The 19491-nt window shown below is 33.2% G+C and carries 9 protein-coding genes and 2 pseudogenes; 1 reads left to right on the forward strand and 10 read right to left on the reverse strand.

Translation table 11 applies throughout. The annotated features are described in order from the left end of the window. The 8 genes and pseudogenes from V7122_RS25150 to V7122_RS25185 all read right to left on the reverse strand — a co-directional run. A pseudogene (locus tag V7122_RS25150) lies at positions 1-656 on the reverse strand (hypothetical protein); the annotation flags it as partial. A 622-nt stretch (positions 657-1278) separates the two neighbouring features. Then, positions 1279-2373, reverse strand: coding sequence for a hypothetical protein (locus V7122_RS25155; protein WP_335529948.1), 1095 nt, complete (start codon positions 2371-2373; stop codon positions 1279-1281). 74 nt (positions 2374-2447) lie between these two features. Further along, entirely contained in the window at positions 2448-4325 is a 1878-nt protein-coding gene (locus V7122_RS25160) for an ATP-binding protein (RefSeq protein ID WP_335529951.1), read from the reverse strand. 4 nt (positions 4326-4329) lie between these two features. Then, positions 4330-5454: an SIR2 family protein gene (locus V7122_RS25165; protein WP_335529954.1), complete on the reverse strand. Its 1125-nt coding sequence runs from the start codon at positions 5452-5454 to the stop codon at positions 4330-4332. Positions 5455-5837: 383 nt separating this feature from the next. After that, positions 5838-6344, reverse strand: coding sequence for a hypothetical protein (locus V7122_RS25170; protein ID WP_335529956.1), 507 nt, complete (start codon positions 6342-6344; stop codon positions 5838-5840). Positions 6345-6645: 301 nt separating this feature from the next. Further along, positions 6646-9984, reverse strand: a complete 3339-nt coding sequence (locus V7122_RS25175) for a DEAD/DEAH box helicase family protein (RefSeq protein ID WP_335529959.1) — start codon at positions 9982-9984, stop codon at positions 6646-6648. A gap of 34 nt (positions 9985-10018) precedes the next feature. Further along, positions 10019-11194 (reverse strand): restriction endonuclease subunit S, encoded by a 1176-nt coding sequence (locus V7122_RS25180; protein WP_335529962.1) that lies wholly within the window; start codon positions 11192-11194, stop codon positions 10019-10021. Next, positions 11184-12677 (reverse strand): type I restriction-modification system subunit M, encoded by a 1494-nt coding sequence (locus V7122_RS25185; protein ID WP_335529965.1) that lies wholly within the window; start codon positions 12675-12677, stop codon positions 11184-11186. Before V7122_RS25185 ends, V7122_RS25180 begins: the two co-directional genes overlap by 11 nt. Before the next feature lie 333 nt (positions 12678-13010). Here V7122_RS25185 and V7122_RS25190 point away from each other — a divergent pair, with 333 nt between their 5' ends. After that, positions 13011-13172 carry a hypothetical protein gene (locus V7122_RS25190; protein WP_335529967.1) on the forward strand — a complete coding sequence of 54 codons (162 nt, stop codon included), beginning with the start codon at positions 13011-13013 and terminating at the stop codon, positions 13170-13172. Positions 13173-13209: 37 nt separating this feature from the next. Here the strand turns inward: V7122_RS25190 and V7122_RS25195 are convergent. After that, positions 13210-13668, reverse strand: a pseudogene (locus V7122_RS25195) (type I restriction-modification system subunit M N-terminal domain-containing protein); the annotation flags it as partial. A 654-nt stretch (positions 13669-14322) separates the two neighbouring features. Further along, positions 14323-18522, reverse strand: coding sequence for a metallophosphoesterase (locus tag V7122_RS25200; RefSeq protein ID WP_335529970.1), 4200 nt, complete (start codon positions 18520-18522; stop codon positions 14323-14325). Positions 18523-19491: the final 969 nt, after the last annotated feature.

Consider the following 19491-nt stretch of genomic DNA (forward strand, 5'->3'; position numbering starts at 1 on the left):
AATTTATATATATTTGAATACAGAGGTTTATTTAAATACCGCCTTTTAAATCCCACATAATGATCTTGTTCATCTCTTATTTTATTACCTAAAAACCAATCCCTATTAACGCCATTAGACATGTAAAGAGAGAGCATCTTTCTATCCAAACTATAAGATTCTCGTCCCCTAGTATATTCATTTAGCTGAATGTAAGTGTAATATTTCGCTACTTTTTCTGAAAAATCATATTTAACACACAAACTATATTCATCACTTGTTAATTCAGGAACTTGTTTTAGATTTTTTAACAAATTGGGATTATTACCTTCAATAACAAAAATATCCTTTTCTATATGGTACACAGCAAACCACTCTTCAAAGTTCCTAATTTCATCTTTTTCTACCTTTGATTTTTTAAGTGAATTCAATCTACTGCTATTAGTAGACCCTAAAAGATCTAGTAAAGTTGATTTACCTGAACCATTCTTACCAACTATCAAATTGATGTTACTGATTTTCTCCCCCCATAAGTCGTTGTAAGGATTTCTTTTTTTGTTGATTAGTAATCTACCTTCATTAAAAGTGATATCAAAATCATTTGTAAAACTAAACTCCTGTTGATTAAAACATTTTCTTAGTTCTTTAATATAAACAAACAAAAGTTGCGGAAACATTTATTGACTCCTTTCCTTCATCGAGACTCATATACTAAATTATTATCCCTGATATATCAAATATATTTGTATCATGTTTCAAATAACAAAAAGACTGCCATTGGGGCAGCACGATTTGAACCTTGGCATCTTAAAAGTTCCAGTAATCAATGAAATATATTGTACTAGGAACGTTAAGTAATTCTGCAATTTCAGATGATAGAATCTTTCTTCCATAACATTAACTATTACATTCTGTCTTCTGGAGAACTAGACTAGTTGGTAAAATTCACTATAGTGAGTAGATAAAATATATCTGCTCCTCAATAATCTATGAGAATAGTTCCATTGGTGTTTTTTATCAAACAGATAACTTATGAGAATGATTAACTTCTAATTAATACGACTTTTCTAATCGTTAATCCCTACCATCTTATCTAGTATTAGTCTCTCCGGTAATATCCAAACCCCATTAGTAAAGTTTTGGTAATATACCCTGATGTATTATTTCAATGCATTATGAAATTCCATCCTAAAAAATATGTTCTGATAAAATAATTATAGTAAAAAGATATAACCACCAAACATATATAATTTCATTAAAGAGAGTCGTTTTTCTTTATACAAGGAAGCACTTTTTTGCTCATTCATTTGCTTCTTCTTTATTCCATGAGACATCAAAATACTCAATAATCCTACTCTTCACAGTTTCATTTTCTATTGGAACAATCGTCGTAGATTTATTACCAATTGAATTAATTGAAGAGCCGAATAAATATACATACTTTCTATCAATAATTACATATCTATCGTGATTTCCCTTATGAATTTTAATTTCTATATTACTACGCTCCTTTTTAAACTTTTCGTACAATATTTTTGAATCCCCTTGAAACTTTTCAGTGATAACACGAACTGTTACCTTGTAATCTAATTCTTCTATTAATGGAAACAGCGTCCCATCAATATAAGGATCAATTAGTTCAATTTCCTTATGGGCAGTATTCAGAATTTCTTTAACTTTTTTATATGCAGTATAGGGGTGTTTTTTTTGTATGAATATAGGATCTGCTGCAGGAGGATCCATACTTACAGATGCCCATATCTCTTCAAACCAATGAGGATCTATAGATTCCCATTGTGGGTTTTTAAGACCCTCTTCAACTATCACTTTGTCGCACATTGGATCCATACCGTTAATCTTTATATCTCTATAGTAGATAGAGATATTGTCATGAATTATATTGTATCCGATATTAGTTAGATAATTTTCTTCTATTTCTTTCAATATTTTTTCTATCCAGTTTGTAATACTACCGTAACCATAAGCATGTTTTAAGAGAAGTATAGGTTTTGCATCTAAATTAAAAAACTTAAATGAGATATATGTCCCTCTATAGTCAATTTCATTCTCAATAAATAAATTGTTCTTAGCAAAGATTTTTTTGCGTGAGGAAGATTCTAACCCAACTCTCACTTTTGCAAGATTGGATAGTATGTAATGTTTTGATGATGTGTCAAACAGTCCTTTCCTCTTTGTTAACTCGTATGTAGCACGAGTAATGGCATCAAGGCAGCTAATCAATTCGACTTTTGATAATTGACTTAAAATAAGATCATTACCCGAATACTTATAGTTAATTAATTGGACTAGCCTTGTTAATTCATTATCGCTTAAACTTTTATAATTATTTATTATTTTGTTGAATAACAAATCTAATTCTAATTGCTCATGCATATGTCTCTTCCCCAGCTATATTTATCTTTTTCTTTTAAAATTACAGTTATTTTTCTAACTCATATTTCGCATTTCTAATTTACTTCCCAAAGTGTGCAAAGATTTACATTCTCACTTCTCGGCCTATTTTTTACTTCTTGCAAACGATCTACTTGAATAAATACAGGCATAGTTAATGCTGTTCCAGATACTATACAAGTTCCACTTGCGAGAGAAGGGATTGCTGCCTTTGAGACTCTATCTAGGGTTGGGATAGTATTATCAATCATTTCTAAATCCTTATTATTAACTAGCCTATGAATGAAATAATTGTGAATTTGTGAAATAATTGTGGGTGATATATCAAATGGTCGTTGGCTACATATAGTAAGAAAGAAACCAAATTTCCTGCCTTCTTTTATGATTTCTTCAAATAATTCTAAACGATAATTTTGCCAACCTTTTCCTTCACTCATTATCTGATTAGAAAGGATATTATGTGCCTCATCAATAATTAGATGCACCGTTTTATCAATTTTTTCTTGTTTAGTTTGCTTCTTATGATTATCAAAAAGCATTTTGGCAATCAACGAGGGGATGACTTTCTTAATATCAGAATTACAATCCCTAAATGAGTATATTGTCATAATAGGAGTATGTTCATCTCTATCCTCTTCAATAATTTCTATAATTTGTTCTAGTTCCTTAACTTTTGATTCAATCCTATGAATTAAAGGATTTATATGATCAAACTGCGCATAACGGTTTAACAAATCATTTGCTAACTGTAGCTTGGAATTTAATATAAATTCATCACACCATCCAATACCCCTATCGTCTATTTCAGTACACCATTGAACTAAATAATCATATCCCGATCCATCACTGTAGGTATTCTTAATATCATCGACTGTATCGAAATAACACGACCCAATAAAATATTTATTATTTTTAGTGTGCCATTGAATTGATTTTATCTTTTGAAGAAAACCTTCATGTTCTTGGCTATTCCATTCAATTGATAAATATTCAATTACTTCTTTGATAAATTCAAAAATCTCTTTTGTCGGATGGACAAGAGATTTCGCAAATAAATTAGGTAAATAATTTTTCAAACCCCAACCATTCTCTTTAGCGAAACTCATTCTTTTTAAAAGCCTTTTTATAAAGGGTTTTTGAGTCTGTTCTTTAGCACTAAATAATACAGAGAGTACCTCTGCGGTATAAAAATAGCTAGAAGTAATTCTTAATTTATCTTTTCTATCCTCGTCATTGTTACTTAGATCAATTATCTTTAATTCCGATTCACCTAATCCAAAAACATCTTTATGCGCATACTCACCATTAAAATCAATGAGGTGAAATGAACTTTTATCTCTTAATTTTTCAGAACCAACAGTATTAATTAACTCATAGAACAACTTAGCCAAAGTATTCGATTTTCCACTTCCAGTATTACCTAAAATCCCTATATGCGAGGAAAAAAAAGAATTAATGGAAAACGACACTGGAATATCTTCGTATATTGATTGACCTATTGTAATATTAATTCCACTACCTACAGAAATATCTGACTTAATTCCTGAATATATATCTAAGATTTCTTGCTTAGTAGGTATATAGGCAAGGTTGCCAATCATAGGTAACTGTTTTACTCCGCTATAAAACGACCTTTTTTCCAAGAATCCTAGAATTTGCACTTCGAGTATTCTAGAAATTGTACCTTTGTTATATCGATAATCTTTTTCTTGGCTCTTCTTACTATTTAATAAATCCTCAATATATTCAGCATCAATTTTCCCAACCAAATCAAAAAATCCTTTTTTGATAATAACAAATCCATTTACCGAAATATTACTTATTACTTCACCTTGAAAAATAAAAGATGAATGATTCATCTCTTTATATACTTGAACTTTTACCCTAGTTCCCCTAACTTCAATAACACTTCCTACCTCAAGTGGCATTGTCATTCTCTTAACCTCCAAATAGTAGTTTATTTAATTGCGACAAATCTATTGGAGGCATATCTTCAGTAGGCTCAATAATTACAACATTTTTTTGATATTCACAATTTAACAACTGAGTAATCCCATTACCTGAACCGCGTTTATATACAAATATATAAATTCGTAATTCCGGATTATGAAAAGACCTCTTAATTAAATTCCTGATATGTTCATCTGCAAATGAAAAGCCAAAAACTATTAGAACAGTCTGGGGCTTTTCCAACTCATAACTTAACAACCGCAACATACTATAATAATACTCATCCAGTACAGTATTTTTAAATTTGCTTTTTTCCGGATTAATAATCATAAGCTTTTTATATTCATTAAAAAATGATTCCAGCGTTCCCCAATTCATCTCAGCAATTTCATGGATCTTTAGATCTAAACTCTCATCATTTTCATCTTCCCAGAGAAAATCAACTATACAATTCTTATCTTTCTCTTCTAAAGTTATCTTATTAGCAGCGTTCCTGATTATCTCCAATAATTTTAAGTCATTTCTAATTTCTATCACTTCTTGACTTCCTGACATTTGATTAACCCAATTTACTGAACCATGACATTTAATCAAATTAATAGTAGGTAGTTCCTTATGATAATTATCAAATACACCATTACGCGAAACAGTTTTGTGGAAATTTTCCGAACTCAACGTTCTAAAAAGGTATCCATTTCCACCATCATTAAGTATTATTGATGAATTGTTCCTCTGTTCATAATCAATAGCTCTTTCAAAGAACATATCGTAATTAGTTGTAAAAATATTTGCTCGTTTAGGAGATAGCCTTGAATTTCTATAATTCATAGCGTTCACTAATCCTCTGATAAACCTTCTATAATTACTTGTAACAAGGTATTCACATTGAACAGAGTCATCTATTAAATCGTAATTTTTCTCAATTACATTATTAAAGTAGTGTAAATAAATCAATTGGCGAACGGAGTTACTGCACTCTCTTTCTGTTAATACTTTCTCTATGTTACCAAGTGAAGGAAAAAAAGGTACAGATGCACCCGATCCAATTAAAAAATTCACGTTCTTTTCAGAAATTTGTGTTTGTAACTCACTAAGAATAACTTCTAGATCCAAAATTAATCACCATTCTTATAACTTATTATATTCCCTATTTTACGACGTTCTTATTAATTTGTAATTATTTACATCCAAATATATCATAGAGCAATTTATGTCTCTTTTCTAACTCATCAGCGCCGAAATCATCCATTGGCTCAAAGTCTAAACTAAGGTTGTTTATTCATTTCTTTAAATACAATTTTCATTTTATTTTACAGGAATATTATACCATTAATAACCATACACATATAAAAAACGTTCGGCGGTTCCGTTTAATTTTATTGAAATCTGGCAATCATGATATTGTTAGTGCAATCTGTATGTCAAAAACAGAAGGAGATAAAAAACGCCTTCTGTTTTTTATTTTGTATTATTCAATACATTACCGTAATTACTAATCAGATATACCGCTTTACCTTTTCAAAAAGTTCTTGTCTCTCATTTTGTGAAAAGTTTCGAATCAGATTTACTATTGCTTCAACCGTTAACCATCTACTTTCTTTAACAAAAAACGCTTTTAGGTTTTCTTTAAAGAGATTCGTAATCTGCTCATTCTCAATCCCCGCTTCAATGAATAGCCCTATTACTTCATCAATTTGATTTTCATCAATTTCTTCTCTTCGTAGCATTATTTCTTTTTCAATGCTTGACCAATATGAAGTCAGAAATTCCTCCCACTTATCATCCTCAAGGTAGAAAAAGTCTAGGTATGATGTTTTCTCTAGATCAATAAAGTTTTTGGTGTATACTTCTTTACGGCCAAAACTGTTATTCTCTTGAGAATAGAGGCTCTGTAAATTTGAAAGAAGCTGGTTGAATCTTACATCGGATTGCTGTTCCCATATCTGCTGGAGCAGGGTTAATATTCTCTTAATTCTATTGGGGTCTCTCATAATGTGCTTCATCCTTCCACCTGCCAATTGTATACAAAATAATTTTAATTTAGAGTGTTGCTATATGTAATAAGTTTTACTTTTCTAAGATAAAAATAGACACCCCTAATAAACATATCAAAGGTGTCTTAACAAAAACGGTAATTATAGATTGAGTTTTCTGTGTTAGTTGTATGCTTTTGTAAATATTGCCCCATTCGTACTATGCGCTACTTTCCACATCTTTCACTTTTTGTAAAACTTAATATAAAAGATAGTGTGGTATTATAATATTCACACTCTATCTTTAATCAGTAACTTAGGGGGTTACTACTCAAGAAATCCCCTCGGCATTACGATTAATCATATCAATAATATCCAAAATCCCTTTTGCTTTTGGCAGTTGGTCTTTAAACACGACTGTTATTCCACCTAATGTTGTAAAAGGATCCTGTTGTAATGCTTGACGCTCAAGAGTTCCGTTTTTCACTACATAATCAATAATTAATTTGACAAATTGAGTTTGTTGTAGATTTAGGTTCTCTTCTGATAGGAATCTAGAGAAAGCTTCAACAGCTGCTTTTCGGTCTAGTCCAACAATTTTCCGAACAAGTTTTGTTATTGGTGTATCACCAAAATCTTTTTCATACTGTTCTTTAGAGCCTAGTTCATTCCATAGGATTTGCTCTAAATACTCAACATCTTGTTTAGTTAGTGGCTTATTATTACGAAGTTTATAGATTGCTAATGTGTCTTCATGTTGATGCTCTTTTAAATAGTGTTCCACTTTTTTGCGATAGCTTTGAAGATCATTCACATTTAAAATCGATTCGTTTTCTCTTACTTCCATTACTTCATCTTTAAAATCGGTGTAATAAATTTTTTGTTGGGTACGCTCAATGTAGCGAATTAAATCACGCAAGGCATCACGTACTTTTTCTAAATCCGCTATTGATGCTTCTTTCCAAAACTCACTTGTTCGCACTTCATCAATGATTTCTTTTTGTGCTTCTACTGCTGGAATTGTTCCTAATTTAGAAAGTGCCTCTGCTGTATCGACAACTCGACGAATAGATTTAGTTGCATTGTTTGACTGCAATTGTGCCAATTCTATTGTTAACATTAATAAGTCAAAACGCTTGGCTAATTCATCATCATCAATTGGTGCTATTAACGGTGAAATATTTTCTTTTACTTCGTTAGTCTGAACAACAGATAATGCTTGCCAGTTGTCTCCGTTTTGATACTTATGCACGTATTGCAAATATTGACGCACCCGGAAGTTTTCATCGTTTAATGCGCGTATATCAGCCAAGATTTCTTTTAATAGCTGCTGACGGTATTTAGAATATGGCTGCACTTGATACTGTACATCTTGCAACTCACGAACAATATCAACCTTTGAGTTAAACAACTTTTCTGTAAGTGTTTGTGTGACTTTTGATTCTTCTCCTTTTTCATTGGCCCGAAAGTACTCGAAGTTTCGCAAATAATCAAAAATCAAGAAATACTCTTTATCCATTCCCGGACCAAATAAATCCTCACATAAACGTGTTCCGCGACCAATCATTTGCCAGAATTTCGTTTTAGAACGAACTTTTTTGAAGAAAACGAGATTCACAACTTCTGGTACATCAATTCCTGTATCTAGCATATCAACCGAAATCGCTATTTGTGGCATTTTATTTTTATCTGAAAAGTCATCAATCAATGTTTGGTAATATTCCACGCTGTAATCAATAACTTCTGCAAAGCTGCCACCGTATTCAGGAAATTTCAAATCGAAACGCTCTTTAATGGCTAGGGCGTGCTTATGATTTTTCGCAAAGATAATTGTCTTTCCTAGTTTATCGCCACCTTCTACCTTAATGCCATGTTCCATAACATCTTGCAAAACGTGATCAATTGTATTTTTATTAAAGACAAATTGATTTATCGCAGCACTGTCGATATTTTTTACTAGTGGCTCATCTTCAAAAATTTCATCAAATTCTTCTTGTTCTTCTTTTGATAGATCATCATAGCGAATCCCATCATCTAAAATCTTCAATGTTGTCTCGCGTGTGCGATAATCAACTAAATACTCGTCTTCTACGGCTTTTGACAGCTCATAGGCAAAAGTAGGTACGCCGTTTTCTAAATCAAAAATCGTATACGTATTTTTATCCAGTTCATCCTTCGGTGTTGCGGTTAACCCAACAAGCATTCCATCAAAATAGTCAAAAATACTTTTATACTTTTGATAAATCGAACGGTGAGATTCATCGATAATGATTAAATCGAAATGACCGACCGTAAATAAACGGTTACCATCTTTACTTTTCACTTCATCAATCGAGTTCATCATCGTTGGATACGTTGAAAAGACCATCCTCGCATCCTCTGGATTCGACTTTTTCTCAAGCATATTACTTAAAGACAAATTTGGTAAGAGCGTGTTAAAGTTACGGAATGCTTGCTTAACAAGTGACTTACGATCCGCTAAAAATAAGACATTTTTAATCCAATGATTTCTCGTTAATACATCTACTAATGAAATGGCAGTACGAGTTTTCCCACTTCCTGTTGCCATGACGAGTAATGCTTTACGCCCGTTATGACTGAACGCATCACAAACAGCCAATATTGCTTCCTTTTGATAATATCGATTAGTTATGTCATCATTAATTTCAATATTGACTAATGGTATCTTCAACTTTCGGCGATCAATGATAAGTTGTAATTCATCTTGAGTATAAAATCCAGATGTACTGCGAGCAGGATATTCATCATGCCAAATATGGGTTTCAAAGCCATTCGTATAGTAAACAACTGGTCGAATTTGCTGGGCTTGTTCGATGCAATCTGCATACAGCTTAGCTTGCTGACGACCGACTTTCGCATCTCTTGAAGTACGTTTTGCTTCGACAACTGCTAACACTTTACCGTTTGTTCCAAGTAACACATAGTCAACAAAGCCTTCCCCCGTGTTATTTGGCATTCCTTGCACTGGATATTCCTCAAGCACATTTTTACCTATTTCCCACCCTGCTAATTTCAAGTCTAAGTCAATATAGCGTTTCCGTGTTTCAAACTCTGATATTTCATCGACTTGGAAATGATACTCTTCCTGTTGCTTAACTCGGTTCGCTGTTAACTGCTTACGAAGTTCTTCATTTAGCTTACGCAACTCGTCTAGACTCTGGTCTTTGGCACTTAGCTTTTCATATAAATCATGAAGTTCTTCAGGTCGTTCACGCTTATACTCTGATGTATAAAGAAGAGTTTCATTAAAATCTGGTGCTGTATATTCCTCTGCATAACAATAATCAATCCACGAAATAAATTGGTGTAAATTATGTAACGACAAAACCGCTTCATCTCGTGTAATTGCAACATTTGTATGCACAGCTGCATTTCCTAGCTTTACAATATATTTCATCATCGGCAACAATTCTTCATCAATAATGGCAAGGAAATGTCGATCATGAATCAAGCTTGATAAATTATCTTGATATGGGATTTTGACATCTTGGTCAAACTGATACACCCACTTCACCGATAACTCCAGCGCACGGCGCGATAAAATCGCACACGTAGCTGGACTAACTTGCATTGCCTTTTCTGCTTCCATGCAAGCATTTGCAAAACTACTAAACGCTTGCTTCTCCTGCAAAAATCCAAAATTCGACATCACATCAACTCCTTTGCGGGAAAGATTCATTCAACTACTCTTGGAACAATTCTCCTTTGAAGGCTTTTTGGAGTAGGGAATTATAGTTATCCTTCATCCCTTGTAGACTTACTGCCATTATTTTTTTCTGATCATCAATTTTATTTACAATAGACTCGAATTTATTTTGTAAATCTAATGGTGGAATCATTATTTTCACGTTCTTTAAAGAAAATATCTTCAACTCAGCAAATGTTGTTCCAGAAGCAATATTTGAATAATCTCTAATTAATTTGTCCTTTAAAGCATATTGAATAAACAGAGTGTTGACATCATTAGTTGTAAAATGAATCCATAGTACTCGACCATCTTTAAAATAAAATGGTTTATTATCTTGTACCCTCCAAATCCTACCGTCTGGACAGATTGATGGCATTAACAAATCGCCAATCACTGGTACACCACTTGATTCTTTTAAATTAATATAATGTTCCTCAGTTATAAAGAGTGTTGGTGAAATATCTTCTCCTAGTGCTAATGATCCAACTTCAGTACCTCTATAAAAAGGAATGCCTTCATCCACTAATTCTTTTACAAAAACTCGTTTGCTAGACCCTATTGAAGCAATATCACTAAGCAATTGGGTAGGATAATTTTTGTCATTTGTAAATGAATCCCCAAACATCTCTAAATACACACTTTGGGTTAATTCATCTAACGCTGCGATTTGAGATTTCCGTTTACTTATATTGTCATTTGTTAATTCTAATAGCTCAACAATCTTTTCCTGTTCAGATAAAGTTGGAAGATAAATATCTACACTTTTTAGATCCTCTTTATTAAAACCAGCTTGAGCGGCTCTGCTACCAACATTTTGAACAAAATTCTGAAATGTTTTGGATTTAAGAAAATAATATAAATACTTCTTTGATAACTTACTTTCATCTGGAATAGCTTTAATTAAAGCAACATTATATGTGCCAGACAATCCAGTAACAATTTTTCCAATAGAAGCACCGTATCTCGCAATTAAAATATCTTTTTCTGAGCAAAAATTCATCTTTTCTTTTATCTTTACATACTCAATTTCAGCATTCCCCTGTGTGAAATCACGAATTTGTAACATCCGAACATAACCGTTTTTTGGTTCTTTAATCCATTCACTTTTAGGAGGTTGGCTCCCTCCTTTAAAGTCACACACCGAAAGCAAAGGCACAATATTATTTTTCATTTAAAAGCACCTCTAATTTTTCTAACCCTTCAATAATTTCATTTTCGTTTAATTTTATTTGTTTGATTAATTCCACCGGAGTTTTATACTCCTTTTCCTCATACTCAATCTCTTTATACTTATTAATTGATAAGTCATATCCCTGCTCATGAATCTCATGGACCGGTACAAAGAATGATTGTTCTGTTCGTTTACGTTCTATTTCACCTTGTAAATTCCCAAAACGCGCAATAATATCTGGAATATCGTTTGCTCCTATTGGTGTCCGTTTATCATCTAGTGAATATCCATCCGCTTTCATATCGTAAAACCATACGTTTTCCGTGCCACCCGTGCCAGTTTTGGTGAAGACCATAATTCCTGTTGATACTCCTGCGTATGGTTTAAATACACCACTTGGCATAGATATGATGGCTTCTAGTTTGTTGTTGTCGATAATTTCTTTCCGGATGGCTCTGTGAGCATTAGAGCTACCGAATAATACGCCATCTGGAACGATGACTGCTGCTCTTCCACCCGGTTTTAGGATACGTAGGAATAAGGATAAGAACAGCAATTCCGTCTTCTTTGTTTTTGCAATTTTTAATAAGTCATTTGATACAGATTCATAATCAAGTGAGCCTTTAAAAGGTGGATTGGCTAATACTAATGTATATTTTTCCACCTCTTTATTGTCTTCCGATAACGAATCACGATATTCGATGTTTGGAGATTCAACACCATGTAGCATCATATTCATTGCACCAATTCTTAGCATCGTTGTATCCATATCATTTCCATAGAACATATCTTTGTGGAAATGATTTTTTAATCCCTCTACAAGAAATAAATTACTGTGGTTTTTACGTAAGTATTCACTTGCTGATACTAAGAAACCCGCTGATCCCATTGCAGGATCAATAATTGAATCTTCAGGTGTAGGCTTCATTAATTCCACAATCATATTAATGATATGGCGTGGAGTTCTGAACTGACCATTTGTACCTGACGTTTGTAACTTTGATAATAAATACTCGTAGATGTCCCCTTGTGTATCACGATCTTCCATTGGAATACTATCAAGTGAAGTGACAACCTTTTGAAGCGTTGCTGGTTTATTAATCATAAACGAAGCGTCTTTCATATATTTAGAGAACGAAGAATCTTCTTTGCCGCCTAAAGTTTTAATAAATGGAAAGATGGTCGATACCATTACTTGATGCATCTCTTCAGCAGGAAGTTGTTTAAATTGAGTCCATCGCATTTTGGACCAATGCTCTTTTTGTATATTTGTAAAATCAGCTGGCATTTCAGAAAAGATCCCTGTATGTTCTAATCCTAGGAAAGCCGCATCCTTTTCTTTACGCAATTCACTTTCATCTAACCCTTTAATGAAAAGCAAATAAGTTAGTTGCTCAATATTTGTTAATGGATTTGTATTCCCCTCTGTCCAAAGCGTTGTCCAAATCCCATCGATTTTATTTTTAATTTCACCTGTAATCATGATTTTCCTCCTAAATAAATTCCAGTCTAATTATACTACTTCTTTTATGAAATAAGATATGAGCTTTCTTGGAAAAGCATATTTTGTGTCTTATATATTTTACCATATCAAAAATAGTTCCTTGGACCTATAAAAATATTAATTTCTTAAAAGTAAGATGATTAACGCTTGAGGCCAAGAGCATTTATTTTAACAGGAAAGGAGGACTCCAAGAGTGGAGGACAAGAAAAAGAAGACAAATACAGACTGGATGAAATCATGCCTAGAGCCTTGTGAATCACTTGGTATCTCTAACTATCATTAGTTTGTTCATCCACTTTCAGGAACAAAAGTATGAACAAGATTATACAAAAGCTTCAAATTCCCGGATATGAAACAAAGGTGATAATTGGACCTCGTAAAAACAAATCAGCTACAGCTGCAAGAATTACGCATGGCATCCAATTATCTTTTGATATAAAGACAGAACCAAATAAGCAAGACTCAGAGAAATAACGTATAAATTGTTCCCCTCCCGTCAAAGATGGTAAGCAATGTTTGAAACTGTTTCTGGATGTAAGTCGATTTCACTGAAGCGTTTCATCGTTATGTATAATAAGTTGGTTTGATCGAGCTTATCGATTTGGCGATCAAAGTCGAAGTGATCCATAATATCACGAGCCACTTTTGAGAAACCATTTATATAGTCACGTAAGTTATCAGCAATGTTATCTGAATCTGTTAATAGCTTGTTGAAATCATATTTACTTGTGTTGTGGAAGTTTTGCTTTGACACACGATTTAAAATTGGTTCACGAGCCTCTTCATTCATTGCAGCAAACTGCCCTGCCTTTGCTAATACTTCTTCTTTTGTGCTCTCTAATACGCAGTCAAAACGCCGTAATACTGCTAATGGTAAAACGATTTTACTGTAGTCTTCTGGTTTATATGGTCCACGTAAAATCTCTGCGATTGACCAGATGAAGCTTACTTTGTCTTGGAAGTTAATCATTGTTCTTACCTCATTTATCTAAATTATTTTTTACGTATCTCTTTTGAACCTATATGGAGCAACTTGAGCCTTTTTACGATATACAGCCCCTTTATAGATACTAGCTACATTTTACCGTTAAATATCAACTCTCGCACCCAATTTCGCAGTTCGTCAAAAAAGTTATCATTGCCTACAATTATAAGTGTTTGAACAACAAAACGTAACACCATATTCCCACATATGTATACAAGAATAGAGTTCTTGCTCTTGACTTGATATCACAAATTAATTACGAACATTTTATTAAAAGAAACAAGATTAATAGTAAAGCAGAGATATCACTCCCTCTAAATCATGTAAAGGATGCACCTCTTGTCGGGAATCCTTATTTGGATTAAACAGTATTTCACTATATGTTTTATCGATTTATCACACAAAAACTTACCTTTTATTTGCATCTTATCGTAAAATTTCCAATTTTTAGTTTGTGGATGAGAGTGGTTTCTGTAAAACCAACCACAAACAAAGCTACTCCACAGTAAGCTTACAAAATACATTAAGATTCAATCATAAGCACAAAACCATCATCAGTTAAGTACCACTAGGAATGGGCACGTATACTTATAAAAAGACATCCAACTAGTTTGGATGTCTTTTAACTAAACTATTAACCTACTTAACTTGTTTTAATTTATATAATTTTAACATGTTCTCAATATCAGATATTGGGTTCTTATTAAACTCTTCTTTTTTATCATATTCATGATTGTCATTTATACACTCAGTCATTAGATAGTCATTGTTGCTGTAAAAACCTAAAACAAAACATGCAGTCTTTATATTTTTGTTTTCTAAGCTTGACCCCAACCACCGACAATTAGCATATGTCTCCAATACAAAATTCTCCATATCCGNNACCCAAGTTATCATATATTTGATATCTCTATTTTTTGTTGTTTTCCATAATAAAATCATTTGTCTCAAAAGATCTCTAAGTACTGTTTCTGGTAAATCTTGTCCATATTCTAAATACCAACATAATGACCAAGTACTCGCAAATTGAATATGAGGATCTTCTGATTTTGTGAGATCAATAATACGAAGAACCAATTTAATAATATCTTCTTTTATCACACTAAAACTTTCTACGGTTTTCATATCAGAGTAATTATAAAAACTCTCCATTGCAGCTAATAAACCAATACTTATCTCTTTAGAATCCTCACTGTGTAAAAAACTTAGAATACTATCAATACTATTAAGAGTGATTTTTTCGCCACGCTTAATGACTAAATTATGAATATCCATGCTAGCTAATATTGAACCATAGCATAGCATGTTATCAGTAGAAGAAAAATAACCCTCTTTAACTGTGTCGATAAATAAATCTCTGTATTTACTATTAATCAATTGCTCAGGCATTCCTGGGTCTTCAATCTCATCATTACCTCTACAAATTGCACGGAAGCATTCTTTCAACAAATCTGGTGATACCTGTATTTCATCTAAGACACACTGTAATAATAAATTTGAAAGCTTGAATGAATCTTTTTCACTTTTTTCATCAAATGCTAAATAGATTAGTCTCAACAATTCTTTTACAACAGGCTGAACTTTTCTTCCGGAGAGAACTGCGGCTAGTGCTATGACTTCCTTCCATGAGCCTTCTTTAAAATGAGGTTGTAATAAACTTAATAAAGTATCCTCACTTTTTTGATCTGCATAAAACCCTTGAACAATAGCTTGAGAAGCTAGATATTCTTGAAAGGTAAGATGTTGGAATTCATAGACAGGATATAATGTCCCGTCTTCAACTTTATGCCCACTTAACACTAATAGACTACTTCTAGACTCAACTCGATCAATCAACTCTTGTATGCTCATCTTAGTATATCCTAATATTTCTGGCATCTGCCTTCTTGAAGCTATAAGTAAGTCTCTTAATCTTTTAGAAGATATACTTTGTACCCCATCTAGCATCATTGTATAAGCAACAAAAGATAATTGTGGAATAACTTCCTCTTGGTCTAATGGTTCATGTCCTTCCACGTTCCATGTCATTAATAATACTTCTATTGCTTTACCATAAAGGACACTTCTTCTTGTTGGTAGCTGACCGACCCACCTTTTAACTAATAACAATGTAGTTAACAATAAAGGGTTTTTAGCCAGATTCATTAGGCGATATGAATTGCAAATTGATGTTGCGAGGCTATCAGCTTCTGTAACAACATCTAGATTATTTCCTACTACCTCCTTATGCCATGAGATAGTTAACTCTCGCACATCAGCTTGGTTGAAGTCAGCCAATTCATAGTGTTTACATTGAGAAACCAGCGCTCCGCCAATTATTCTAAAACCAGCCTTACGAGAAGTAATTACAATACTAACAGTAGGATATGTAGCAAGGAAAACACGTAATTGTTGAACAAAAGCGATCCTTAAACGTTCATTAGCAATTTCATCAAGACCATCTACTAGGATTAACGCCTGCCCATTTTGTAAGGCTTGATTAACTAACGCACCAAATTCCTCTGCTAAATGACCAATCTCCGCTCGATGAGGAATATCTAGTAGTACATCGAGAATTGATGTAGCAGGAGAAATGTTAAGTTGCCTACAACGGATAAATAGTGGTAACCATTTTTGATCAGGCAATTGATCATTAACTAATTTTTTTCGTTCTGGAAAGGCGTAAGAAATCGCTAAACGCTTTAGTAGGGTTGATTTCCCTCCTCCCGGTCCCGCAAGGATAGTCAACCTGGAGGACTTATTTAATACTTCTCCTACAGGCAGTCTATTGGGTTGTTCAAAAGTACCAAGTTCATTTTCTAAATCATCATCATCCTCTAATAGGTCCTCTTGAGTATCCACCGATTTTAAATCGGAGTCATTAATACTATTTTCCTTTCCATTTAAAAAATCTTGAAGAGGAACTAAATGTAGAGGCACAAAAATACTTTCAAGGTTTAAACGTCGTGAACCGATTTCACCATCTGCAGGTAATCCATCCAACCTTATATCACCGCATTCATGAAGTAAATATTTATTATATCCTTGTTTTGCTTCTTCTATTTTTACAGGATCTATATAAGATTGACCTACAGGAAGTAATCTGTGTAAGGTATGAAGTTCTCCTCCAACTTCTTTATCCGCATTAACAACAATGTCGTATAAGTTTTGTGATAGGACTTCGCCATCAGCATGCACTAAGCAAAAAGTTGTAATTTCTTTATTCTGAGAATAGTACATTGCCCATATCCAGCCCATAGGGTGCGCTAACAATTCAAATTTTTCCAGTACTAAATTACTCGGCTGTTCAAAGGCACAGCGTCCTGCACGTTCTGCAGCTTTTTCCATAGAAATAATAATGTTTCCATTAACTAATACTTGAACAACCTGACGCCAGTCCAACATAATAACTCTACTAAAATTAAATTCTTTTTCTTGTTCTTTTGCAGTTTCTTTAAAACCAGAAAGGGATACAAAATAACCAATAGTTTCAATAGGATAAGCTTTTCTTTTTTCAGCATCCAAGCTACCTACAAATTTGTTAATATCTGCACCGCCAATAGTATCTTGGGTGGCTTTACATTCTGCTATTACTTTTCTGTTTTCTATACGATGAGTAGCTTCAACATCAATTTCCCTTCCTGATTTGTGTATATTCAGCCTTGGATTTTCGTATCCTAACGACAAAAATAAATCACCCATTAACCTCCCAAAAAGATCTCCTCGCTTATTAGAATCACTTTCAAGGATACGGATACTTGATGCCTGAATTCCATCTAATTTATATACTAAAATTTTATCTTTTGAACTATGACTTAAAAACAAATTAGGCTTTAAAGTATTCGGTTTACTTTCAGTTACTGTAGTTGACTTTTCTTCCCTCCTTCCCTGCTCACTTTCTAAAAAAAGTTTCTTCTCCTGCTTTTTATCCCATTTGGTATTTCTTGGATCAAATTCATAAGGGATTTGTAGTCCCACTCGAGTTTGCTTATTTATTTTCAAAATTGAAAAGTTATTTCTATATCTTCCTCCACCATAAGCAGCTCCACCAATTACAATATAAGATCGGTCGTATTCCCTTGAAGCATTTTCAATTGCACCATGGACGTGTCCTGATAATATCAAATGAGTTCTATGGGATAGGTATCTATAAGTACTTGGGCGTGGGTCGTATGTATTCTGCTCTTCATCATGTAACCAGCTTTTAGGATGATGCGTTACCCCAATTGATATAATACCTGTGTCAAAATCGTCAGGATGTAAAATCTGCTTTGTAGCTTGCATTAATTCCAACTGGGGCAAACCAATCCACAACTTCCCTCGATCTTGATTGCCACGACAAAACCACGCACTATTAAGAACTATAAATTTTATTCCTTCAATTTCTCTTTGACCAATTAAATTAGACTGTTGAGTTGAAATGGAGAGTTTTGGAATACCTAGATCCTCACAAAAGCTTTCAAATGCAGAGAATGGGCGAGTGAAATTTTCCATATTCTCAATACTCAACCATAAATCAGCCTCTGCCGAATTTTGTGGTGGATTGATACCTATAGTCTTATTTCTATCAATATCGTGATTTCCAGGACATACAATCAATTCATTAGGAGTAAGATCAACAACGGATAGTAATTGTAATATCCACTCTTTTGCTAAAGCAAATGCTTCACTTTTTCCTTGCCATGCTATATCTCCAGAGATTACAACTATGTCTGGTTTATCTTCCTGTTCCAACCTAGACAGAGTTAGAATCATTTCATCTAATGAATTTTTTCTATGTGCTTTCATTGTAATATCTTTTTTTGATTCCATTCCAAAGTGAATATCAGAAATGTGTAATATAGCAACATTTTCTTTCATTTTGTTCCTCCACTAATATGTATGATTCTTCCATTGTTATATATTTAGTTTAAATATTCTTATCATAAAACACAACCGCAAAACATATCACATCATCATAAAACGATAAAATCACAGTTTTATTAGTTTGTGAAACCATGTCTTGAACATCCGCTCCAATATACGGAAATTGGAGAGTCTAAAGAATAAAGACCCTCCTCAACTTAGTTCTTTTATGGGAATTTTTCGTTTTCTCATTCAGACTGTTCATTCTTCATTGCTTTTTTGATTTCCAACGCTCTAAGTGGTAGCATTTTTATCAAGTAAAAAGACTTACACATTGAACGGATTGAATCACTCATTATTGCTTACCCCCTGAAGGAGCCAATAAATCATACTCATTCCAGTCTATTCTTTTCATATCATGTGTCACTAGTAAATTTACTACTTCTATTAATCTCTCTCCTAACCACCAGTCATCCAGTGGCAGCTCTAATAAATAGGTCTTTTCCTCATTGTCAAAGATCTTCGATCATTACTTCTTTCTCATAATGGAACCTTTGCCTATCTTGTTCCAACTGAACACGTAGTGTTTCTGTTAAATCCTTATAACTTTTCATCACTGGGGATGCTAAAAAGAAATTTTGTCTAATATAGCCTACTTTATTTTCAACGCTTCCTTTTTCATTTCCTTTACGTGGATTACATACTTGCACATCAAAACCGTAATGGTTTTGGAATTGGATAAAAGCAAAATGTATCTCTAATTTAATTGAAACAACTAAAACAATATCAGAAGAGTGAAATTTAGAACAAATAAATAAGGATACAGAGCTAACAGCAAATCACTTAATCAATAGCAGGTACTTCAAAAGTACAAGCATTGCAACACGAATAGGAAATCCTTAAGAAGTATTAGAATGAAGAATTTAATGTTACAAGTATAGGAATATGATGGAGTAATAAGTAGGCAAGACAGAGGTATTAACG

The organism is Bacillus sp. JJ1532, from assembly GCF_036965085.1.
Classification (GTDB): domain Bacteria; phylum Bacillota; class Bacilli; order Bacillales; family Cytobacillaceae; genus Cytobacillus.